Source organism: Micromonospora sp. KC207 (assembly GCF_004348615.1).
In the GTDB taxonomy this organism is placed as follows: domain Bacteria; phylum Actinomycetota; class Actinomycetes; order Mycobacteriales; family Micromonosporaceae; genus Micromonospora.
Window position 1 is genome coordinate 15,010 of the sequence record NZ_SMKJ01000028.1, and the last position, 22,011, is coordinate 37,020.

A 22,011-nucleotide genomic window follows, 5' to 3' on the forward strand; every position below is an offset into this window, starting at 1 on the left:
TCGCCGTGGTATCCCGGCGGACGGGGGTGACGGTCATTTCTTGGGCAGACTCGCGTCGGCGTACTTGACGGCCTCGTCCAGCGCTGCCTGCACGTCCTTCTTGCCCAGCACGGCGAGGGCGATCTGCTCCCGCAGGTAGTCGACGCTCTTGGAGGAGAAGGCCGCCGGCCAGTAGACGATCGCGTCGGAGACGGCCTTGGCGGACTCCAGCCGGAGCTTGGCCTCATCGGTGCCGTCGCCGGTCGTGAAGTACGGGTCGTCGAGCGCGCCGGCTGCGGACGGGAAGATCGCCGCCTGCTTGCTGAACGCGAGCTGGTTCTCCTTGTTGGTGGCGAACTTGGCGAAGGCGACGGCGGTGGCGACGTTCTTGGACTTCGCGTTGACGGCGAGCGACTCGATGTACATGTTCGGCTTGTCGTTGGTGACCTGCGGCGAGATCACCACGGTTTCGGCCACCTTCGGCGCCGTGGACTTCAGATCCTTGAGCGTGTACGAGCTACCGGGCAGCCACCCGACTCGGCCGGCCTTGAACGCGTCCAGCTCACCGGTCTGCAACTCGTTGAGCGTCTCCTCGGTCAGGCCGCCCGCCTGGTACAGGTTGCGGTAGTGGTTGACCAGCTCCACGGCCTTGGCGTCGTTGAAGGTGAACCTGGTGCCCGCCTGGTCCATGAGCGGCACGCCGTACGCGCCGAAGGTCTCGATCGCCGGCAGCCGGCCGACCATGGTGGCATCGCTCTTGCAGGTCGCCGCCATCTTCTGGCCCGCTGCGAACAGTGCGTCGAAGGTGGCCGGCAGCGGGTCCTTCGACACGCCGCACTTCTGCAGCAGCGCGGTGTTGAAGAAGGAGGGCCCGGTGTTCAGGTACCACGGGTACGCGTAGGTGCCGCCGAGCGACGGGAAGGTGTTGGCGTCCCATGCCTTGGGCAGGTACGACGCCTTGGCCTCGGGGTCGGTCTTGGACAGGTCGAGGAGCATACCGGCGTTGGCGAGCGTGAACGCCGCCTCCGGGCCGATGTCGACCACGTCCGGGAGGGATCCGGCGGCCGCGTCGGCGGAGAGTTTGTCCTGGTATCCCTCCGGCGGCTGGTCGATCCACTTGACCGTGGTGCCCGGGTTGGCGTTTCGGAACGCGGTGATCAGGCCGTTGAAGTAGTCGGCGTAGTTGCCCTTGAGGTTCCAGGTCTGGAAGGTGATCTCGCCGGTCACCTCGCCGCTGACGGTGGCCTCCGAGTCGTCGGCGCCGCCGCCGATCCCGCATGCGCCGAGCGCGAGTGCGAGGACGACCGGCAGGGCGTATCTGTGGGGTTTGCGAAAGAACATCAGCACTCCTTGGACGGTGGCGGGGTCAGACGGAGAGTGGCGATCTGGTAGGGGCCGAGGATCAGCCGGCCGGCTCGGAGGGCGACGGGCAGGTCGTAATCGGGCGGAAGAGGGCGTTCGAGCAGGTCCGTTTCGGTGACGGTGGCGTCAAAGCCGAGGTTCGGGCGGGCGGTGGCGCGGCCGCCGCGCGTCTCGTGCACGCGGGCGATGACGTCGCCGCTGCGGTCGTCGGCGAGCTTCATCCAGTCGATGACAGCCGCGCCCGACTCGACGTCGAGCGTCATCAGGGGTTCGACATCGGCGAGCGCGGCGAGCTGCGGTGCGTTCAGGTCGTCGGCGGCGGCCCGGGTGTCCGTCTCGTCCCCGGCCAGGACGGCGAATCGGAACGTGTGCCGGCCGCGATCGGTGTCCGGGTCAGGGAACCGCGGTGCGCGCAGCAGCGTGGGGCGGATGTCGGTGCCGCCGGGGACCCGGCGCACGTCGCATCCGTACGTGGAGTCGTTGACGACGCCGACACCGAGTCCCGGCTCGGCCACGTGCACCCAGCGGTGCGAGCAGACCTCGTACTGGGCCTCGTCGGCGAGCGTGTTCTCGTGGGTGGGACGTTCGATGGAGCCGTACTGCGTTTCGTACCGGGCCCGCATCGTGTGTACGGCGACCGGCAGCGAGAGCTTGAGCAGGTGCTCGCGCTCCTGCCAGTCCACCTCGACGGTGACGTCCAGGCGGGGCGCGTCCGGCCGCATCGCGTACGTGGTGGTGAACGTCGAGTCGCCGTGCCGGCGGGTGACGACGATCGCGTCCCCGGTGGCCTCGGCAGTCACCGGGCCGGTCAGCTCCACCGGGCTGCGCAGCACGTGCCGATCGAGGTCCCAGGCGTCCCAGCGCACCGGCTCGTCGCGGAACAGCTGCAGCTCTCCGAGCTGCCCGCCCTCGATTACGAGCTCACGGCCGGTGCGCAGCTCGGTCAGCGTCCGCACGTGCCCGTCCGGGCCGATGACGGCGCGCAGGAGGCCGTTGTCCAGCACACCGTCGATGTCCGGAGCCACCGCCGGTTCGGCGCGTACCACGGTCCAGCCGACCAGCCGCCCGGGGGCACCGGCGCCCGGCACCAGGCTGCGCAGCCGCGCGTCCAGGCGGGCGTACGTGTCCCTGGCCTCGCGGTGCACCCAGGAGATCGAGGAGCCGGGCAGGATGTCGTGGAACTGGTGCAGCAGCACCGTGCGCCATGCCTCGTCCAGCTCGTCGTACGGGTAGGCAACACCGTCGCGCACGGCGGCGGCCGTCGCCAGGTACTCGACGGTGCGCAGCATCGCCTCGGCCCGGCGGTTGCCCTGCTTCATCGCGATCTGCGAGGTCAGCGTGCCTCGGTGCAGCTCTAGATACAGCTCACCGGCCCAGACCGGCGTCTGGTCGCCCAGCTCGGCCTCGACGTCGGCGAAGAACTTCTCCGGGGCGCGCAGCTCGACCCGCGGCGCGCCCTCCAGGTCGCGGAAGCGGTGGGTGCGGGCCAGCATCTCCCGGTTGGGGCCGCCACCGCCGTCCCCGTACCCGAACAGCAGCAGCGAATGGTCGGAGCGCGTCTTGTCCCGGAAGTTCGTCACGGCGTGCTTGAGCTCGGCCGCGGTCACCTCGGCGGCGTACGTGTCGGACGGCGGGAAGTGAGTGAGGATGCGGGTGCCGTCGATGCCCTCCCAGGCGAAGGTGTGGTGCGGGAAGACGGTGGTGTCGTTCCAGGAGAGCTTCTGGGTGAGGAACCAGCGGTAGCCGGCGCGGCGGGCGAGCTGCGGCCACGCGCCGGAGTAGCCGAAGCTGTCGGGCAGCCAGACCACCTCGGATTCGTGGCCGAACGTCTCGGCGAAGTAGCGCTGGCCGTAGCTGATCTGCCGGACCAGCGACTCGCCGGCCGGCATCACCGCGTCCGACTCGACCCACATGCCGCCGACCGGCACGATGCGCCCTTCGACCACCCGGGCTCGGACCCGCTCGAACAGCTCCGGATGGTCCGCCTCGACCCAGGCGAACTGCTGGGCCGAGGACATCGCGTACACCCAGGTGGGGTCGGTGTCCATCAGCGCCAGCACGTTGGTGAGTGTGCGCGCCACCTTGCGCCGAGTCTCGCGCAGTGGCCACAGCCAGGCCGAGTCGATGTGCGCGTGACCGACCGCGGTCATCCGGTGCGCGGTGGCGTGCGCGGGCCGGGCGAGGACGTCGGCCAGTGCCGCCCGAGCGTCTAGCACGTTGGTCGCGTCGAGCGCCGCCTCCACTGCGTCCAGCACCCGCCAGTAGCGCGGCTCGCCCGCGTCCAGATGCGGCAGCAGGTCGCCGGTCGCCTCCAAATCACGCAGCAACGCGAACACGTCCGGCGAGAACGCGCACAGCTGCGCGGCCACCAGCCGGTACGGCTCCGGCTCGTCGGGACCGGGCTTCTCGCCGAGTGTGGTCTCCACGAACGGCGGCAGGCCGAGCAGCAGCGGGTTCGCGGCCGCTTCGACGTAGAGCGTGAACGAGCCGTCCACGGCCAGGACGTCCGGCGCGGCGCCCGGACCGGTCAGCCGTACCCAGCCGTTGCGCGGGTGCAGCGCCTTGACCGGCATGCCGTCGGGCCGGTACACAAGGCCCTCGCAGTGCCCGCCCACGGAGTGGTCGAACCACCCCAGGTCGAGCACCAGCTCGACCGGGAGCGCCGAGTCGGGTACCCGGCCCTCGATGCGCAGCCAGGTGGTGCCCCATGCGGGACCCCAGGTGTCACCGACGGCGAACGGCACGTAGCTGGGCTTCTCCCGGTCAGCCGGGACGTCCAGTCCGAGGGCGTGCGCGGAGGGTACCGGCTCGCCGTCGCCGTCGACCCGCCAGGCGCTCACCGACACGTCCGCGAGCGGCTCGTACAGCCTGGGGCGAAGCCGCTCCCGGACCACCCGCTGCAGACGCGCGAGAACGATGGATGGGTTGACATGCACGGTGTCACCTCCGGCGATTGGCGAGAACCCTAAAGCGCTTTAGTAAGCGTGTCAATGCATCAACGCAGGTTGCCGCCACGACTCCACACCTGCTGGCTCCGCTCGTGGGTCACGGCGAAGCACAGGGAACGACCCGGTCCGGCGACTCGGTCAACGCTGCCGCGTGCTCTCCCTGATTGCTATCGTGGGCTGCTGCGCCTCGACGACCGGCTCCGACTCGTTGTGCACCAGCCGGAGCAGCTTTCGCGCCACCGCCTCGCCGAAGACCGTCGGATCGCGCTGCACGGCGGTCAGCGCCGGCTGCAAGGCCATGCAGATCGCGGAGTCCTCGCAGCTGACCACGGAGATGTCGGCTGGCACGGATAGGCCCGCGCCGTTCAATGTCCGGACGCCGGACACCGCCAGCACCTCGTTGTCGAAAACCACTGCGTCCGGGGGATTGGCGGCGCGCAGCAACCGCTGGGTGGCAGCCCGCCCCTGCTCGTCGCTGTAGTCCGTGCCGATAACCCCCGGCTCGGCCATGATCCCATCCGCTGCGCGCCGGAACGCGGTGATCCGGCGATGCACGTGGAGCAGGTAGGCCGGCCCGCTGACGTAGGCCAGGCGCCGGTGTCCGGCGTTTCGCAGGTGCTCGACGAGCAGCCGGATCGCCGCACCGTCATCGACCGTGACGCTCGGTATCAGCTTCCTTGGGTCGGGCCCGCCGGCCAGTACGGCCGGCAGGCCCAGATCCCGCAGGTACGCAGGGCGCGGATCACCGCGGCGCAGGTCGCTGATGATTACACCCTCGACCCGGCGCTCCTCGCTCCAGCGACGCAGCACGGCAAGCTCCTCGTCCACCGAGTGCGTCATCTGGAACAGCAGGCCGTATCCACGCTCGCTGAGCACGGACTGCGCACCGGTCAGCAACCGCAGATAGAACGTCTCCATCCCGAATTGCTGCACGTCGCGGGTGAGCACGAACCCCACGGTCATCGACGTGATGCCGGACAGGGTCCGCGCCGCGTGATGCGGTGACCACTGCAACTCCTCCGCCAAGGCGAGGACCCGCTTGCGGGTCTGCTCCGAGACCCCGGGACGCCCGTTCAACGCGAACGATGCGGCCGACTCGGAGATCCCCAGACGATTGGCGAGATCCTTCAAGGTTGGTCGGGTGCGGCGCTGCGGCATAGATCCTCATCGGTACGGGCGCGGACCCGAGAACTCGGGCGATCGCGGCGTGCCCCTACGGTACCCGGAGCCCACCCTCACTCAACCGCTCGGCTAAGGCCGGGCGCACAACCGTGGTGGTGGTGTTGCCGGCGTAGTCCTCGATCGTGACGGTGACCTCTGAGTCCAGACGGTCCATTATGACCGTGAGCGCGGCCAGGGTGGTACGCCCCCGGATGATGTACGGCTTCGCGCCGGACGAATACGTGGTGGCGAACATCTTCGCCACTCCATCCTCCTTGACGTGCAACTTGTACCAGTCCGCCGTCCACGGGGTCCGGAACCGAAACACGTTTCCGGTGACGGTCACCAGCGCGGTGGGGTACGCCTCGACGTGCGTGTCAGCGAACTCGCCCCGGTAGGAGACCGGTGTCGCATTGCCGTGGCTGACCGTCACCAGGTAGTGCCCACCGGTTGTCGGCACGCCGGTCAGGGTCGCCGAGGTGGCATCCGTCGACGTGACCTCCCGGACGGTCCGGGTGCCGGAGTACGCCGACTCCAGCCGTACCCGGGCGCCGGGGGCAGCCTTCGGCCAGGTCACTGTCACGCTGCCGTCAGCCGCCGCGGTGGCCTTGACGTCGCCCGGCGCTCTGCGGAAGTCGTACCGGATGATCGCGGGCTCGCTGACGCTGCCGTCGTGCCCGACGGCCCGCAGCTCCAGCGTGCCCTTCTGCCCGGTGAAGCGCTTGACGTAGAGGACGTCGTCGTAAATTCCGCCGAGATACATGCCATTGTCGTAGACGGCGTACTCGGCCACTGTGTCGTAGTCGTCCAGGTTCCAGCCGAGTTCGAGCTCGTCGGTGCCGGTGAGCGCCGCGCGGATGTGGAAACCAGTCGGCGTGGGAGGCACGTGCGACTCGCCGTCGGTGAGCGTCATCCGGCCCACGTTCAGCTGGTAGTCCTCGATGGTGGCCGGCCCGGCGGCGACGACCAGGCCGAGCGTGACAATGGTGCGGCCCGCGTACATCGACAGGTCGAGCGACGCCTTGGTCCAGCCGACGGTCCGCGCGCCCGAGGCCTCGATCGGCAGGTGCACCACGGTGTGCGGATCGTCGGCAAAGGTGACGGCGGCGCGCAACTGCGATGCGTCGTCGGCCGAGACCTTCCGGTAGGTGATCCCGAGCTTCGACTTGTCGGTCACCGACAGATTCGTGCGGTAGAGCTTCAGGTAGTTGTCCGCGGCCAGGTCACCGGTCAGCACCAGGGAGCTGCCGCCCTCATAGGCGCCCACCTGCTGGTACGAGAATCGGCCGGCCCTCGTGTACCGGGGACCGTAGTCGTAGTCGACGCCTAGCACTGGCGTGCCGTCCCCAGGCGCGGAGATGTTCCACTGCCAGGTAACCGGATGGTCCTGGATGTTGATGTTCGACCACTCGGCCGGGTTCGACACCGCACCCTTCTCGACGTACTCGAGGCCGTGACCAGTGTTGAAGGTGGTGTCGAAGGTGGTGCCGCTGATCGTGGACCGCTCGGTGATGTAGGATGAAATGCCCTTCCAATACGCGGTGTCGTCGGCACCGCCGGTGGAGCTACCGGTCCACCAGCGCCGTTCCCGGTCGTACGCCTGCCACTGCTTGGCGTCGTTCTCCTTGTCGGCCATGTCCGAGTGCACGAAGTCCGCACCCAGCGTCGCGATGCCGTTCATCGGCACACCATTGGCGTCGAGGTTGTCGTCCAGGTTGTACGGCTGGTCGAACTGGAACGCGCCTGCCTCCAGGCCGGCGAACACCACCCTGCGCGGGTCGAGCCCGCGGAGCCGCGCGTGGTCCCGGGACAAGGTGAGCTTGGCCTTGTTCCACCAGTAGTTCAGGAACATCGAGTCGCTGACGTCGCCCAGCTCCGGATCCCGCACGAACGGGCTGTTCTGGCTGTTGAACTCATTCTGGTACACCCGCAGGCCAGTGATCGTGTCGACCGAGTCGTAGAACTGCACGTAGAGCCCGGAGTCCCGGAGCACCTTGAGGAACGCCTTGTAGCGCGGTAAGTCGGGAACCGCGACGAACGGCTCCTCCTGGTTGATAAAGTAGCCGTCGAAGCCGTACCAGCGGGCCAGTTCGACGAGCTTGCGGGCGACCGGGTAGTCGCCGTTCTCGTCCTGGACGAGCATCTCCGTGTACGTCTGCGTGCCGCGGTCATTCTCGGAGAAGAAGATGCAGCCGAGCGACTTCACGCCGTTCTTGTGCGCCGCGTTGGTGTACCCGGAGTTGGGCAGGTTGAGCATCCCGAACTCGAACCACTTCTGGCGCCAGTCCAGCTTTGGATCGTAAAGTTCCTCCGGCACGCCCTCCGTGGGCATGCCGTGCCACGCGGCGTAATAGTCGGTGTACTGCCAGTAGTTGAACAGGTAGGCACTGAACTCGTTGTTGTACGGGTAGCTCTCGAAGAATGCGTTGCCGTAGTCCCCGGCCAGCGTGAGTTGTTGCACCGCCGGGTCGAGTTTCGGGTCAGCCTGGGTGGCTTTCAGCGGCGCGACGCGCGGCTGTAGCGGGACCCGGGCGCGGGTCATGTCGCCGAACAGGTCCGACTCCGGCGTCCAGCGCAGCAGATCCGCACTGGTGTAGCCGTGCTGGTAGGGCTGGTTAGCGCCCTTCGCCGCGACGCCCTCCCACGGCAGGGTGTCGCTTGCGGCCGCCGACGATGGCGACAGTGTGACGACGAGCGCGACCGCTACTGCGACCGCCGTCAACGACCGATCATGAAGCATGCGTACCTCCGACAAGGGCAAGAGCTCCGCCACCGCACTAAGGCGCTTTAGCTTAGGCATCGGAGTACCTGACCACAAGATTTCTTCGCTACGCGGCTTGTGACGACCGCCGGCGCCCTGGTGCGCTGCCTACGCCGCAGCGGCGGGGCACAGCCCGTCGGCGGGACGGTTCCGCGGTCGGAAACTGGCCAGTGGTCCCAGCACACCGTCACAGTCGTCCTGACCAACCGGATCTACCTCGGCGAAAAGCGCTTTCGTGACATTCTCGTCCAGAACGCCCACGAAGCGCGATCATCGGCGTGGAGCAGTTCGACCTCGCACAACGCATCCTCGGGAAACGGTCAGCCGAGATCGGCCAACGGGCTGCCAACCCCTCCGACTACACCCTGATCCGCTGCCCCCAATGCGGGCACCGCTACGTGGGCACCGCCGCCCACGGTCGCTACAAGACCTACCGGTACTACACCTGCTGGAGCCGCGCCCGCTACGGCACCAAGACGGGCTGCGACGGACCGCAGCGACCGATCGGTACTCGACCGCGTTCGAGAGGGGCCCGCTCGATGACGACGACCCCGACGTGCGGGCGCGGATGACCAGACTGAAGGACCAGTCAAAGCAACTGCGCGCCCGCAAGGCGCAACTGGAGCTGAAGCTAGAACAGCCGCCCCAGGCACTCACCCCCGGCGACCTCACCAAGATTCGCGATCAAATCCGACAGATTCTCACGAACGGAGCGCCAGCCGCTCGCAAGGCAATGTTCGAGGCTCTCATACACGAGATCATCATCGGGTCTGACAACTTGGTCAAACCGGTCTTCCGACTCCCACTGGCTGGAAACGCCGAAGGGCTGACCCTCGACGGACCAGCCCTGACCAGCGACGATGCGGTTCGCGCACTGCCACGCATGGTGGGCGATACTGGGTTTGAACCAGTGACCTCTTCCGTGTCAAGGAAGCGCGCTCCCACTGCGCCAATCGCCCGCGCTCGCCAGCGCCCGGAGCGAGAAGGCCGGGCTCGGCTGCGGTCGGCCCCGAGGGGCGGATCGCGAGCGGACGACGGGATTCGAACCCGCGACCCTCACCTTGGCAAGGTGATGCGCTACCAGCTGCGCTACGTCCGCGTGCCGCCCGTGTTGGCCGGCGACGGGTTGAACTGTACCCGATGACAAGATCGCACCGCACGCCGCCCTGACGCCCGGGTGATTGCACTGCTCACCGCCGGGGTACTCAGGTCCATCGACAGCACACTGCATCCCCCCGAAGGAGGCTGTCGTGGGTATCGGAACGAGCATCTTCCTGATCGCGGTCGGCGCGATCCTCACGTTCGCGCTCGACGCCAGCGTCGGCGGCGTCGACCTGGACGTCGTCGGCTGGATCCTGATGGCCGCCGGCGCGCTCGGCCTCGTCATGACCACGCTGGTGTGGGGCCGCCGCCGCGAGGTGGTCACCACCTCGGAGCCGGTGGAGTACCGCCGGGTCGAGGAGCGCCGGGACGTCGCCCCGCCGCTGTAGGGCTCCCGCCCGCCTGCCCGGGGGCTGGACGGCCCCGGGCGGCGAAACGGCCCGGCACCGTACAGGTGCCGGGCCGTTACCCGTGGTGGGCGATACTGGGTTTGAACCAGTGACCTCTTCCGTGTCAAGGAAGCGCGCTCCCACTGCGCCAATCGCCCTCGTCAACTGCCGAGGTGGAGACGGGATTTGAACCCGTGTACACGGCTTTGCAGGCCGTTGCCTCGCCTCTCGGCCACTCCACCAAGGTTGCCCCCGACATGCGTGGCGGCAGCTCCGAGCGGACGACGGGATTCGAACCCGCGACCCTCACCTTGGCAAGGTGATGCGCTACCAGCTGCGCTACGTCCGCACGCCCCCGGTGTTTCCCGGTGACGGATGAGAACTTTAGCCGAGCCCGCGATCGGTTGCCAAATCGGGGGCGGCGCCCGGCGCGTCCGCCATGCCCTCCGCCGTCGCGGGGCCGGGCCCGCGCACGCCCAGCGCCTCGCCAGGGGCGACATGGTGACCTGCGCCGGCTCAGATGCCCCCGACGTCACCGGCGCGGCGGGCCACCCCGGGGCGAGCGAGCCCTGGTCGCGCGCGGCACGTCGGCCAGGCTTCCTAGGAGCCTGACCAGGATGTCGGGGGCAGGATCGGGCATGCCCAATAAGACAGGAAAACTGTCCTAATTCCGACTCCAGGGGGCCGAATCCGCCGGAGCGGTAACTGTTTGTGCACGAACGGATAGGTTACGGTAGCGACGTGACGAGACGTGCCGCCGAGATCCGCCTGGATGCCCTCTTGCGCACGGCCTGTGACGTGATCGCGGAACGGGGACTGGCCAACACGCGCACGGCCGACGTGGCCCAGGCGGCGGGGGTCAGCCAGGCGCTGGTCTTCTACCATTTCGCCACCAAGGAGCGGCTGCTCTCCCAGGCCTTCGCGTACGCGGTGGAGCAGGACCTCGCCCGGCTCGACGCCGTGGCCCGGTCCGCCGCCTCGCCCCTGGTCAAGCTCCGCCGGATGCTGAAGCTCTGCACCCCGACCGGCCGGCCGACCTCCTGGTCGATATGGATCGACGGCTGGTCGGAGTCGCTGCGCGTCCCGGAGTTGGAGAAGGTCTCCCGCCGGTTGGACCTGCGCTGGCGAGAGGATCTCGCCGCGGTGATCGCCGACGGGGTGTGTGAGGGCGTCTTCGTCTGCGCCGACCCGGCCGGTGCCGCGTGGCGGATCAACGCCGTGATGGACGGGCTCGCCGTGCAGTTCGCCGTGCACGACCGGGTGATCTCGCGCCGGCAGTTCGCCGAGTGGATCCGGCTGGCCGCCGCCCGCGAGCTGGGCCTGGAGCCGGCGCAGCTCGACTGGTCCGCGCCGGCGCAGCACCGTTCCCGCCGGGCCGAGCGGACCCAGCCCGACGCCGTCAGCTGACCAGCCCCGCCCCAGCCCGACGCCGTCAACCGACCAGCCGGCGCAGCCGGGCCCGGGCCGGCGGGTGAACGTTGGCCAGCTCCAGGTCGCCACCGTAGTGGGCGAGCACCCGGTGGTCCATCACCCGCCGCCACACGGGCGGCACGAGGGCGGCCACGACCATCGTGGCGTACCCGGCGGGCAGTTGCGGCGAGCAGTCGAAGCTACACAACGTCTGATAGCGGCGCAGCGGGTTGGCGTGGTGGTCGCTGTGCCGCTGGAGCTGGAACAGGAAGACGTTGGTGACCGCCCGGTCACTGTTCCAGCTGTGTCGCGGGTCCACCTTCTCGTACCGGCCGGCGGGGTTGCGCCGCCGGGCCAGGCCGTAGTGCTCCAGGTAGTTGACCACCTCCAGCAGGGAGAAGCCGAACACCGCCTGGAGCAGCAGGAAGGGCAGCACCCCCGGCCCGTACACTCCGGCCAGCGCGGCGCACAGCACCACGGTCATGGCCCAGGAGTTGAGGATGTCGTTGCGGTACGTCCACGGGCTGCGGCCCCGGACGCGGAACCGGCCCGTCTCCAGCCGCCAGGCCGAACTCAGGCTGCCGAGCACGGTACGCGGCCAGAAGGCGTAGAAGCTCTCCCCGAGCCGGGAGCTGGCCGGGTCGGCCGGGGTGGCGACCCGCACGTGGTGGCCCCGGTTGTGCTCGACGTGGAAGTGCCCGTAGCCGGTCGGGGCGAGGGCCACCTTCGACAGCCAGCGCTCCAGCTTCTCCCGCTTGTGCCCCAGCTCGTGGGCCGTGTTGATGGCGATGCCGTTGACGACGCCGAGGGTGGCGACCAGCCCGGCCGCGCCGAGCGGGGGCAGCCCGCCCGAGGCCCACACGGCACAGCCGAGCACCAGCGCGGCGTACTGGGCGGGCAGGTACAGGTAGGTGAGCCAGCGGTAGTAGCCGTCGCGGGCCAGGCGCGGCATTGCCTCGTCCGGCGGGTTGTGCCGGTCGTCGCCGACGAGCAGGTCGACCACCGGGATCACCCCGAAGACCACCACCGGGGCGAGCCACCAGGCCCACGACCCGGCCCCGCCCCGCCAGGCCAGCCAGGCGGCGAAGGGCAGCGCCGGGACCAGCAGGGCGAGCGGCCAGAGCGGCCTGCGCGGGTCGCGCCAGGTCGCGGGCGGGACGGTCGCGGTGGCGCCAGCGGTCATCGCCGGACTCCGATCTCTCGGGTACGCCCCGACTGTGGCACGCGCCACGGTGTTTTACAAGAGTCGAAGTTTTGTAAAGCGCGCGCCCCGCCTCGCCTCGTCAGCGGCGCAGCAGGCCCCACCCCCGCCGCGGCGGGACAGCCCGCTCGAAGTCCAGCCCCGGGCCCGGCCCGCCGTCGTCGGCCGTCCGCGTCAGGTGCCGCAGCCGCAGCAGCAGCCCGACTCCCAGCGACAGCAGCAGCGCGCCGAGCAGGAACGCCGCCTGCACCACCCCGAAGCCGCCCGAGGACGACACCGGACGCCCACCCGCCGCGGCCGGCGGCACCTCGGCCACCACCTCCTCGCTCGGCTCGGCCTCCTCGTCCACGCCGGCCGGCTCCAGCGGCTCGTCCGTCGGATCCGCCGACGGCTCCTCCGGCGTCGGGACCGCACCGGGCGGCGTCGCGTCGGCGCCCGCCCCGATCACCTCGCGGGTCGCCGCCTGCCGGGCCAACAGCCGCGACCGAGGGTCGTACGCCTCGGCGGCCAGCGTCACACTGCCCCGGGTGACGTCCTCGGCGAAGGCCACCCGGTAGCGGGCCGTCACCGTGCGCCCCGGGCAGAGCGTGCCCGGGTCGAGCTGCCGGTCGGTCAGCCGGGCCGTGCTGCCCTCCGTCCGGATCTCCAGCGGGAACAGCCCGGTCTCCTCGACCCGGTCCATCCTCACCTGGTCCAGCCGCAGCCCCTGCACGGTGAGCACCATCGACCAGCGGACCTTCACGCAGCCGCCGTCGCGGCGGGACACCACCGCCGAGACCGTCTCCACCCCGTCGCCCGCCGTGAACTCCGTCGGCAGGCCGCTCAGCTCGGTGGCGAACCCGGCCGCCGCCGCCCGAGCCGGCGCGGCCACGCCGGCCCCCACACCGGACAGGCAGGCCAGCACCACCCCGACCCTTAGCGCGTACCGCACCACCGTCACCACCGCCCTCACCTTCCGTCGGATCCATCCATCCGGCAACGCTATGGGCGTATCGGGCAAGCGGGTAGACGGGCGTGTTCGCACGGACCGCGAAGCCTGGGGGGCGATTTCACCGACAGTGGTGAACCGGTGACCATCCAACCGCGACGCGCCCGGGATCGCCCCCCCTGCGGACGCCCGCGCCCGCCCGCCACGACGGGTGCGACGCCCCGGTGCCGGCGCGCCCCGCCGCCCGGGGAGAATCGGGGCGTGTCCGACCTCTCCGCGGCCTTCGTCAGGCTGCACGCGCGGCTCGCCCCGGTGGCTTTCGTCCCCGAGGTCCGCCTGCACCAGGCCGACGAGCCGATCGGGCTGTGGGAACTCACCGAGGGCGAGTTCCGCAGCTGCCAGCCGCCGCCGTTCTGGGCGTTCGCCTGGGCCGGCGGGCAGGCGCTTGCCCGGTATCTCACCGACCACCCCGAGGTGGTCGCCGGCCGCCGGGTGCTCGACCTGGCCTCCGGCTCCGGCCTGGTCGCCGTCGCCGCCGCCCGGGCGGGCGCGGCGGCCGTGCGCGCCGTCGAGGTCGACGAGCGCGCGGTGGCCGCCGTCGCGCTCAACGCCGAGGCCAACGGGGTACGCGTCGACGCCGAACTCGGCGACGTCCTCGACGGCGACGCGGGCGACGCCGAGGTGGTGCTCGCCGGGGACGTCTTCTACAGCGAGGCGATGGCCCGCCGGATGCTGCGCTTCCTGCTCCGGGCCGCCCGGTCCGGAGCGCGGGTGCTGGTCGGCGACCCGGGGCGGGCGTTCCTGCCCCGCGACCGGTTCCGCGAACTGACCGGCTACGACGTGCCGGTGCCCGAGGCGTTGGAGAGCGTACGGGTGAAGCACACCACCGTGTGGGAGCTGGACCCCGCGCCACCGGGGGCCGCCCGCTAGGTTGACCCCGTGCTGTTCCGGGGCTGGGGGGACGCCGTCGACGGGCGGTGGCCGGACGTGGCGGTGGTGACCGACCACGTCGGCGTGGCGCACCTGGTGGTGACCCGACACGCGCTGGTCCGGCGGGTGCTCGCCGACCCGGCGACCTTCCGGCCCGACAACGCCCTCGACGCGGTCACCCCGATCCCGGTCGCCGCCCTGCGGGTGCTCGCCGCACACCGGTTCCGGCTGCCGCCGACCCTGGCCAACAACGGCGGGGCGAGCCACCCGCAGATCCGGGGCATCGTCGCCGACGCCCTGCACCCGACCCGGGTCGCCGCCCAGCGGCCCTGGCTCACCGCGCTCGTCCGCGACCGGGTCGCCCGGCTGCGCGCGGCGCTCGACGCGGGCGTACCCGTCGATCTACACGCCGACCTGGCGGCGGACCTGCCGCTGCTCGTGCTGGCCCGGCTCGTCGAGTTGCCCGACGCGCCGGTCGGCGCGGTGAAGGAGTTCGCCCGCGCGGCCCTGGAGCTGTTCTGGGCCCCGCTCGACGCCGACCGGCAGGCCGCCCTCGCCGCCGAGGTGGGCCGGTTCCACCGGGCGCTGCGCGCGTTCGCCGCCACCGGCGGCGGGCTCGCCGCCCGGCTGCGCGCCGCCGGGCACCGCACCGACGTGGTCGTCGGCGCGCTGTTCTTCCTGCTCGTCGCCGGCCAGGAGACCACCTCGCAGTTCCTCACCCTGCTGCTGCACCGGCTCACCGCCGAGCCGGCGGTACGCGCCGGGCTGCGCGCCGGCACCGTCGAAGCCGCCGACGTGGTCGAGGAGGGGCTGCGGCTGGAGCCGCCGATCGTCACCTGGCGGCGCACGGCCGCCGTCGACACCGCGCTCGGCGGCACGGCCGTCGCGGCGGGCACCAGCGTCGTGCTGTGGCTCGCCCGCGCCGGCCGGGACCCGGAGGTCGTGGCCGCGCCCGACGAGTTCCGCCCCGGGCAGCCCGGCTCACGCCGGCACCTCGCGTTCGGGGCGGGCGCGCACCGCTGCGTCGGCGCGCAGCTCGCCCGGCTGGAGGCCGCCGTGGTCGTCACCGAGGCCGCCGGCCTGCTCGACGGCGTACGGGTGCTCCGGCCGCCATGGTGCCCCGACAACCTCACCTTCCGGATGCCCGACGCCTTCGTAATCGCCCGCGACCCGGCCGCCGACTGACGGGAGCCGTGCGCCGCCCGGCCGCCCGGGCGTCCAGGGCCGGGGCGACTGCCAGAGGCCCTGCGGGGGCCGCTGGTGGCCGGCGGGTCAGCCGGCGTCCTCGGCCCAGGCCCGCCAGTCGTCGAGCACCCCGTACAGGGCGGGGGTGAGCCAGCCCGGCGCGGACCGGCGGAACACGCCCGGGTCCATCGCCCCGGCGCCCGCCGGCAACGCGCCGAGCAGGTGGGGCACCAGCTCGGTCAGGTTGGCCCAGTGCACCAGCTCCGGCTCGGCCGGCCACGCGCCGATCATCACGCCGGCCGGCACCGCGCGCCGTTCGAGGGCCTCCAGGGTCAGCGCGGTGTGGTTGAGGGTGCCGAGACCGGCGCGGGCCACCACCACGGCGGGGGCGCCGAGCGACACCGCCAGGTCGGCCATCGTCCAGGCGTCGCCGGAGGGGCGCAGCCCCATCGGCACGAGCAGCCCGCCGGCCCCCTCGACCAGCACGAGGTCGTGCTTGTCAGCTTCCTCGCGGATCGCGTCGACGGCGGCGTAAAGCTCCAGCGGCTCCAGCTGGGCCACCCGGGCCGCCGCCAGCGGGGCGAGCGGGTCGGGATAGCTGGCCAGGGTGCGGCCGGTGAGCGGGGCGGCCAGCCGGGTCACCGTGTCGACGTCGCCCGGGTCGCCGGTGGCCGTGCCGGTCTGGCCGGGTTTGACCACCGCCACCCGCAGCCCGGCCGCCTGGGCCGCGGCCGTCACCGCCGCGGTCACCACCGTCTTGCCGACCTCCGTGTCGGTGCCGGTGATCAGCACCGGCCCGGCCCACGCCGCGCTCACGACGTCACCTCCACCCGATCCACCCGATCCCGCCATCGGTCACGGGGCGCACTCCACGATCACGTCGAGGGCCCGCTCGAAGCCCGCCCGGGTGACCCCGGCGCTGATGGTCAGCCTCAGCCGGGAGCGGCTGTCCGGCGTCGACGGCGGACGAAAGCAGCCGACGGCCACCCCCCGGTCGGCGCAGTCGGCGGCCCAGGCCGTCGCCGCCTCGGGGCCGGGCGCGGTCACCGACACCACGGCGGCGTCCGGCGCGGAGACGGCCAGCCCGGCGGCGCGCAACCGACGGACCGCCAGGGCGGCCCGGTCGGCCAGCTCGGCACGCAGGTCGTCGCCGGCGCGGGCCAGGTCCAGCGCGGCGCGCACCCCGGCGGCGACGGCGGGCGGCAGGGCGGTGTCGAAGATGAAGGTCCGGCCGGTCTCGACCAGGTGCCGGACGAACTCGGCCGGGCCGGCGACCACACCCCCCGCGCCGCCGAGGGCCTTGGACAGGGTGGCGGTGACCACCACGTCCGGCTCGCCGGCCAACCCGGCGGCGGCCACCCCGCCCGCGCCAGCGGGCCCGAGCACCCCGAGCGCGTGCGCGTCGTCGACGAGCAGCAGCGCGCCGTGCCGGCGGGCCACGGCGTGCAGCTCGGCCAGCGGCGCGAGGTCGCCGTCGACGGAGAAGACCGACTCGGTGACCACCACCGCCGGGCGGCCCGGCGCGGCGGCCAGCGCGGCGGCCACCGCCGCCGGGTCGGCGTGCGGGGTCACCACGGTCTCCGCGCCGGAGATGCGGCAGCCGTCGATCAGCGAGGCGTGGTTGTGGGCGTCGGAGACGAGCAGGGTGCGCGGCTGCGTGAGCGCCCGGACCGCGCCGAGATTGGCCAGGTAGCCGGAGGAGAACACGAGGCTGCCGTCGACGCCGAGCCAGTCGGCGAGAGCCGCCTCCAGCCCGTGGTGCACGTCGGTGGAGCCGCGCACCAGCCGGGAGCCGGTCGCGCCCAGCCCGTACGCCGAAAGGGCCCGCCCCGCGGCGGCGGTGACCTCCGGGTGGGTGGCCAGGCCGAGGTAGTCGTTGCCGGCCAGGTCGACCACCGGGTCGCCGGCGGCGCGGGGCCGCAGCCGGCGGGTCAGTCCCGCCTTCGCCCGCAGCTCGGCGCGGCGGTGCAGCCCCGCCAACCAGTCCGCCACCGCCACACTCCCCCCGCTCCAGCCGATCCGGCCCGCTGAAACCGCTTCGTTCGATCCGGCCCGCTCGATCCGGCCCGCCCGGCTCGGCCGCTCCCGCCGGGCGAAGTTACCACCAGTCGGCCGCGCCCCGGCGTGGCGCGGGCCCGGCGCGCGGCAGGACCGCCGGGCCGCCGGGCCGCCTCCCGGTCGGGTACGGGGCCCACCGGGACGCGCGGCTCGGGCGTTTCTTCGGGTCCGGGGGCCTTGTAGGGTACGAGCCATGCCAGAGATCCTCGATCAGGCCCGCACCCAGGTGCTGGAGAGCGGCGTCGGCCTCGACCAGGCCGGCGTGCTCGCGGTGCTGAAGCTGCCCGACGAGCACCTGCCCGCCGCCCTCCAGCTCGCCCACGAGGTGCGGATGCGCTGGTGCGGGCCGGAGGTCGAGGTCGAGGGCATCGTGTCGCTGAAGACCGGCGGCTGCCCGGAGGACTGCCACTTCTGCTCGCAGTCCGGGTTGTTCGCCTCGCCGGTCCGCTCGGTCTGGTTGGACATCCCCTCCCTGGTGGAGGCGGCAAAGCAGACCGCGGCGACGGGAGCGACCGAGTTCTGCATCGTGGCCGCCGTGCGGGGCCCCGACGCCCGGCTGATGAAGCAGATGCGCGAGGGCGTCGCCGCGATCCGGGCCGAGGTCGACATCCAGGTCGCCGCCTCGCTCGGCATGTTGAGCCAGGAACAGGTCGACGAGCTTGTCGACATGGGTGTGCACCGCTACAACCACAACCTGGAGACCTGCCGCTCCTACTTCCCGAACGTGGTCACCACCCACTCGTGGGAGGAGCGCTGGGAGACGCTGCGGATGGTCCGCGAGTCCGGCATGGAGGTCTGCTGCGGCGGCATCCTCGGCCTCGGCGAGAGCGTGGAGCAGCGGGCCGAGTTCGCCGCCCAGCTCGCCGAGCTGGACCCGCACGAGGTGCCGCTGAACTTCCTCAACCCCCGCCCGGGCACCCCGCTGGGCGACCGCCCGGTGGTCGAGGGCAAGGACGCGCTGCGGGCGATCGCCGCGTTCCGGCTGGCCATGCCGCGCACCATCCTCCGGTACGCGGGCGGCCGGGAGATCACCCTCGGCGACCTGGGCACCCGCGACGGCCTGCTCGGCGGCGTCAACGCGGTCATCGTCGGCAACTACCTGACCACGCTGGGCAGGCCGGCGACCGACGACCTGGCGCTGCTGACCGAGTTGAAGATGCCGGTCAAGGCGCTCTCCGCGACGCTGTGACGGGGACGGGCGTGGTCCCTTCGGAGCCGTCGACGACCCCTGGCCGGGCGGCCGGAGCTTCGGCGAGGGCCGGGGCGTGGTGCGACCGCTGCGGTGAGCCGGTCGACGCCGGCGACCACGCGGCGTGCCGGTCGGCGCGCGCGCTGGAGCCGCCCCGGTTCTGCGCGGGCTGCCGCCGCCGGATGAAGGTGCAGGTGCTCCCGGTCGGCTGGGCGGCGGTCTGCGTCGAACACGGCGAGCTGCGGGGCTGAGCGATGCGGATGCTGCAAGGCAGGGCGGTCACGCTGCGGCCGGCGACGGCCGACGACGTGCCGACCCTCGCCGCGATCCGGGCCGCGCCGGAGGTGCGCCGCTGGTGGCGCGGCGGCGACGACCTGACCGCCGCCGTCCGCGCCGACCTCGGCGACGACGACCTGACCGTGTACGCCGTCGAGCACGGCGGCCGGGTCATCGGGGCCATCCAGTGGTACGCCGAGGACGACCCCGACTACCGGCACGCCAGCCTGGACGTCTTCCTCGACCCGGCGGTACGCGGCGGCGGGCTGGGTGGGGACGCGATCCGCACCCTGGCCCGGCACCTGATCGACGACCATGGGCACCACCGGCTCACCGTCGACCCGGCGGCGGCGAACACCGCCGCGATCCGGGCGTACGCGAAGGTCGGCTTCCGCCCGGTCGGGGTCCTGCGCCGCTACGAGCGTGGTGCGGACGGCCGCTGGCACGACGGCCTGCTGATGGACCTGCTCGCCGAGGACCTCGCGGGCTGACGGCCCGCGCGGGCGGCCGGGCCCCACGCGGGGAACGTGGCCGGTGGCACACGAATCCGGTCGGACGCAAGTGGATAGCCGACCGACTCGGCGGGTCTGGGCGACGCCGGGCGCGCGGATCGCCGACTGACATCGAAGAATGACGATTAATATCCTGGGCGGGCCCGGCGCGATCGCGCGGCCGGTAGCCCGAGGGCAGGGGATCTTATGAGAACGACACGACTCCGGACGCTGGCGGCTGGACTTGCGGGGGCCGTCGCCGCCGCCGTCCTGATCACCGGCGGGACGGTGGTCGCGCCACCACCCGCCGCGGCGACAACGACGGTCAACGGTACCGTCGCCAAGCCCGCCGTCGGCACGTTCGACCTCGACAAGGACGGTGCGAAGGCGTACGAGAACCTCATCATGACGATCCGGGCGCAGAGCCGGCAGCTCAGCGCCAACACCCCGGTGACGCCCGCGCCCACGGCGTCGGACGCGGATCCGGCGGGCTACTTCTCGGTCGCGCTCGTCGCCGGCGGCCGGCGAGTCGAACTGGTGATCCGGCGCGACGACCTCTACCTGGTCGGCTGGTACCAGGCCGACCAGGACAGGGTGGGCAACGCTGACGTCTACTTCCGCCTCCAGCACGACCGGAGCGGGTCGCCGTACGACTTCCTGCGGACCGCGCGGACCCGGATCGTCAATCTGACGTTCACCGGGAGCTACCTCGACCTGGGGTACGCGGCCGAGAAGCGCAAGGCGCTCAACCTCGGTGGTGGCGCGTTGGTGAAGGCGCTTCAACTGCTCTCCGGCGCCAACGGGCAGCAGCCGAACGAAGCCCTCGTCGTGACGATCCAGATGGTCCTGGAGGCGGCCCGGTTCCACCCGCTGTTCGAGCATCTCCGGGAACACTGGGACGAGTGGGGCGCGCCGCCGCCCGCACTGGTGGATCTCCAGAACAACTGGGGCGACCTCTCCCAGCACTGGTGGCGGGGTCAGGACGCACGGGTCGCCGTCGCGGCCACCTACGCGGGCATGATCTTCAAAGCCGTCGCGGACATCCTCACGGTGGTCGCCGTTCTGCACTACAACAACTGCGGCCGGAAGCCGTTCGCCGCAGCCGCGGCCGCAGCGGAGAACGAGGCCTGCCCGCCCACCGGCGGCCGATTCCTCGTCACCGTCGAGGGACTGGTCTTCGACAATCCCGGTGACGCCGGGTCGGACTTCGAGCCCTACGGGTCGGTCTCGCTCGTCGACGGTCAAGGCACGCCGATCCGCACCGCCTGGCAACAGGCCGACCACAACATCCCGCACGTCGTGCGGGTGCCACTAACCGACGCCCGGGCCGTCGTCGACAGCGAAACCGGGGTGTTCTGCTTCCACGCCAGCGTGCGGGAGTCCGACAGCAGCAACGGCGACGACGACCTGAGCTCACAGGTCAGCGACGTGTGTGGCACCGGTGGGGTCGGCACGTTCCGGGGCGATGACGGCACCGTCACCATCTACTACACGGTGCAACGGCTGGTGCGGCCCTGCCTGTCCTGGGCGACGTCGATCCCGTGTCAGACCAGCCCGTACCAGTATCTCTACCACGTCACGCGCGTCGACTTCGGCAACCCCGGCGACGCCGGGGACCCCGAGCCGTACGGCTTCATCAAGGTCAAACCCGGTGGCGGATCGGCGTACTCGCTGTGGGAGCAGAGCAGCGACAACCCGCCGACCATGAGTCACTGGATCCCGCCGACCGTGCTCGCGCCCCTGCGCGTCGGCTCCAGCGCGCAGCCATGCTTCTACGTCAACGTGGAGGAGTCGGACAGCAGCGGCCACAACGACTGGCTGACCCCGTTCGGCACGTTCTGCGGGGACGAAAGCCTTCTCCGGCTCACCGAGGGCGAGAACTGGGTCGAGATCCACTACGAGTTCCTCCAGCTCATCCCCGGCGAGTGAGCCGAGGCCTCGCGGACCCGGGGCGGCGACCGTCACCGCCACGGTGACCGCCCCGGGGCACCGGCGCGGACACGCCCGGGTGGCCGGCCGCTGCGTTGCCCCAGGATCGGGATCAACCCCCGGCCGGGGCCGCGGCGGCCCTGCCGCCACGAACTGGGTAGCCTGGCTGCGGAACCCCTGGTAGTTGAGGTGAGGTGCCAGGCTCGCCCCGCCCTGGCAGAACCGGTCGCCCGCGTTGCAGTAGGACTGGACGCGGGCGGCGAAGGCCGGCCGAACCGCCGACGTGCCACCCGCGTGCGCGCGCAGAAGTCCTGGCCGGTCACCGTCTCCTATAGACGGTGACCGGCCAGGATCCAGCGGAACGGCGTCAGGCCAGCGTGCAGGGGGAACCGTTGAGGGTGAAGGCGGTGGGCTTCGGGTTGGTGCCGGTGTGGGTGCCGTTGAAGCCCAGGGTCGTCGACGCGCCCGGCGCGAGCGCGGCGTTGTAGGGGGCGTTCGACGCGGTCACAGCGGTGCCGGTCTGGGTGAAGTTGGCCGACCAGCCCTGGCCGACCTTCTGGCCCGTGGTCGGGAAGGTGAACGCCAGGCTCCAGCCGTTGAGCGCCGTCGAGCCGGTGTTGGTGATCGTGATGTTCGCGGTGAAGCCGGTGCTCCAGTCGCTGGTCGCGTACGCGACCTTGCAGGACCCGGCGGGGGTCGTCGGGGTCGGGGTG

Annotated in this window: 19 protein-coding genes, 5 tRNA genes and 1 pseudogene; 10 read left to right on the forward strand and 15 right to left on the reverse strand. The window is 71.7% G+C overall.

Annotated features, from left to right (window positions below):
- Positions 1–33: 33 nt before the first annotated feature.
- The 4 genes from E1258_RS05915 to E1258_RS05930 form a co-directional block, all read right to left on the reverse strand.
- Positions 34–1,320: an ABC transporter substrate-binding protein gene (locus tag E1258_RS05915; RefSeq protein ID WP_132397538.1), complete on the reverse strand. Its 1,287-nt coding sequence runs from the start codon at positions 1,318–1,320 to the stop codon at positions 34–36.
- Positions 1,320–4,277: a glycoside hydrolase family 38 C-terminal domain-containing protein gene (locus tag E1258_RS05920; protein WP_132397540.1), complete on the reverse strand. Its 2,958-nt coding sequence runs from the start codon at positions 4,275–4,277 to the stop codon at positions 1,320–1,322. The genes E1258_RS05915 and E1258_RS05920 overlap by 1 nt, the downstream gene beginning before the upstream one ends.
- Positions 4,278–4,427: 150 nt before the next feature.
- Positions 4,428–5,447 (reverse strand): LacI family DNA-binding transcriptional regulator, encoded by a 1,020-nt coding sequence (locus E1258_RS05925; RefSeq protein WP_132397542.1) that lies wholly within the window; start codon positions 5,445–5,447, stop codon positions 4,428–4,430.
- A gap of 55 nt (positions 5,448–5,502) precedes the next feature.
- Positions 5,503–8,172: a hypothetical protein gene (locus E1258_RS05930; RefSeq protein WP_207919433.1), complete on the reverse strand. Its 2,670-nt coding sequence runs from the start codon at positions 8,170–8,172 to the stop codon at positions 5,503–5,505.
- Positions 8,173–8,310: 138 nt separating this feature from the next.
- On the opposite strand from E1258_RS05930, the gene E1258_RS35735 reads away from it, so the two are divergent.
- Both E1258_RS35735 and E1258_RS05935 read left to right on the forward strand, forming a co-directional pair.
- Positions 8,311–8,580, forward strand: coding sequence for a hypothetical protein (locus E1258_RS35735; RefSeq protein ID WP_371688575.1), 270 nt, complete (start codon positions 8,311–8,313; stop codon positions 8,578–8,580).
- A complete protein-coding gene (locus tag E1258_RS05935) occupies positions 8,490–8,783 on the forward strand; it encodes a zinc ribbon domain-containing protein (protein WP_165949659.1) in 294 nt (97 codons plus the stop codon). The genes E1258_RS35735 and E1258_RS05935 overlap by 91 nt, the downstream gene beginning before the upstream one ends.
- A 312-nt stretch (positions 8,784–9,095) precedes the next feature.
- Here E1258_RS05935 and E1258_RS05940 read toward each other — a convergent pair.
- Positions 9,096–9,170, reverse strand: a tRNA-Val gene (locus E1258_RS05940).
- Positions 9,171–9,237: 67 nt separating this feature from the next.
- Positions 9,238–9,310: transfer RNA gene (locus E1258_RS05945), tRNA-Gly, on the reverse strand.
- 151 nt (positions 9,311–9,461) lie between these two features.
- Here E1258_RS05945 and E1258_RS05950 point away from each other — a divergent pair.
- Complete coding sequence (locus E1258_RS05950; protein ID WP_132397548.1) at positions 9,462–9,701, forward strand: DUF6458 family protein; 240 nt, start codon at positions 9,462–9,464, stop codon at positions 9,699–9,701.
- A gap of 83 nt (positions 9,702–9,784) precedes the next feature.
- On the opposite strand, the gene E1258_RS05955 is transcribed toward E1258_RS05950, so the two are convergent.
- From E1258_RS05955 to E1258_RS05965, 3 genes are all read right to left on the reverse strand, one after another.
- Positions 9,785–9,859: transfer RNA gene (locus tag E1258_RS05955), tRNA-Val, on the reverse strand.
- A 13-nt stretch (positions 9,860–9,872) separates the two neighbouring features.
- Positions 9,873–9,943, reverse strand: a tRNA-Cys gene (locus E1258_RS05960).
- 34 nt (positions 9,944–9,977) lie between these two features.
- Positions 9,978–10,050: transfer RNA gene (locus tag E1258_RS05965), tRNA-Gly, on the reverse strand.
- 392 nt (positions 10,051–10,442) lie between these two features.
- Here E1258_RS05965 and E1258_RS05970 point away from each other — a divergent pair.
- Complete coding sequence (locus E1258_RS05970; RefSeq protein WP_132397550.1) at positions 10,443–11,108, forward strand: TetR/AcrR family transcriptional regulator; 666 nt, start codon at positions 10,443–10,445, stop codon at positions 11,106–11,108.
- A gap of 25 nt (positions 11,109–11,133) precedes the next feature.
- Here the strand turns inward: E1258_RS05970 and E1258_RS05975 are convergent, their stop codons facing one another.
- Positions 11,134–12,294: an alkane 1-monooxygenase gene (locus E1258_RS05975; RefSeq protein ID WP_132397552.1), complete on the reverse strand. Its 1,161-nt coding sequence runs from the start codon at positions 12,292–12,294 to the stop codon at positions 11,134–11,136.
- 100 nt (positions 12,295–12,394) lie between these two features.
- Entirely contained in the window at positions 12,395–13,255 is an 861-nt protein-coding gene (locus E1258_RS05980) for a hypothetical protein (RefSeq protein ID WP_207919434.1), read from the reverse strand.
- A 246-nt stretch (positions 13,256–13,501) separates the two neighbouring features.
- On the opposite strand from E1258_RS05980, the gene E1258_RS05985 reads away from it, so the two are divergent.
- Both E1258_RS05985 and E1258_RS05990 read left to right on the forward strand, forming a co-directional pair.
- Positions 13,502–14,170 carry a methyltransferase gene (locus E1258_RS05985; RefSeq protein ID WP_132397556.1) on the forward strand — a complete coding sequence of 223 codons (669 nt, stop codon included), beginning with the start codon at positions 13,502–13,504 and terminating at the stop codon, positions 14,168–14,170.
- 9 nt (positions 14,171–14,179) lie between these two features.
- Positions 14,180–15,355: a cytochrome P450 gene (locus E1258_RS05990; protein WP_132397558.1), complete on the forward strand. Its 1,176-nt coding sequence runs from the start codon at positions 14,180–14,182 to the stop codon at positions 15,353–15,355.
- Between the two features lie 87 nt (positions 15,356–15,442).
- Here the strand turns inward: E1258_RS05990 and bioD are convergent, their stop codons facing one another.
- Both bioD and E1258_RS06000 read right to left on the reverse strand, forming a co-directional pair.
- A complete protein-coding gene (gene bioD / locus E1258_RS05995) occupies positions 15,443–16,207 on the reverse strand; it encodes a dethiobiotin synthase (protein ID WP_132397560.1) in 765 nt (254 codons plus the stop codon).
- A 3-nt stretch (positions 16,208–16,210) separates the two neighbouring features.
- Entirely contained in the window at positions 16,211–17,347 is a 1,137-nt protein-coding gene (locus E1258_RS06000) for an 8-amino-7-oxononanoate synthase (protein ID WP_132397562.1), read from the reverse strand.
- A gap of 259 nt (positions 17,348–17,606) precedes the next feature.
- On the opposite strand from E1258_RS06000, the gene bioB reads away from it, so the two are divergent.
- The 4 genes from bioB (at position 17,607) to E1258_RS06020 (ending at position 21,298) form a co-directional block, all read left to right on the forward strand.
- Entirely contained in the window at positions 17,607–18,602 is a 996-nt protein-coding gene (bioB, locus tag E1258_RS06005) for a biotin synthase BioB (RefSeq protein ID WP_132397564.1), read from the forward strand.
- Positions 18,603–18,613: 11 nt separating this feature from the next.
- On the forward strand, positions 18,614–18,853 hold the full coding sequence (locus E1258_RS06010; protein WP_132397566.1) for a hypothetical protein: 240 nt from the start codon (positions 18,614–18,616) through the stop codon (positions 18,851–18,853).
- Between the two features lie 9 nt (positions 18,854–18,862).
- Positions 18,863–19,369 carry a GNAT family N-acetyltransferase gene (locus E1258_RS06015; RefSeq protein WP_132397575.1) on the forward strand — a complete coding sequence of 169 codons (507 nt, stop codon included), beginning with the start codon at positions 18,863–18,865 and terminating at the stop codon, positions 19,367–19,369.
- Between the two features lie 207 nt (positions 19,370–19,576).
- Entirely contained in the window at positions 19,577–21,298 is a 1,722-nt protein-coding gene (locus tag E1258_RS06020) for a ribosome-inactivating family protein (RefSeq protein ID WP_132397568.1), read from the forward strand.
- Positions 21,299–21,454: 156 nt separating this feature from the next.
- Here E1258_RS06020 and E1258_RS35740 read toward each other — a convergent pair.
- Together E1258_RS35740 and E1258_RS06030 are read right to left on the reverse strand one after the other, a co-directional pair.
- A pseudogene (locus tag E1258_RS35740) lies at positions 21,455–21,655 on the reverse strand (cutinase family protein); the annotation flags it as partial.
- Between the two features lie 10 nt (positions 21,656–21,665).
- The coding region (locus tag E1258_RS06030; RefSeq protein WP_207919435.1) for a cellulose binding domain-containing protein at positions 21,666–22,011 on the reverse strand (346 nt) is incomplete at its 5' end.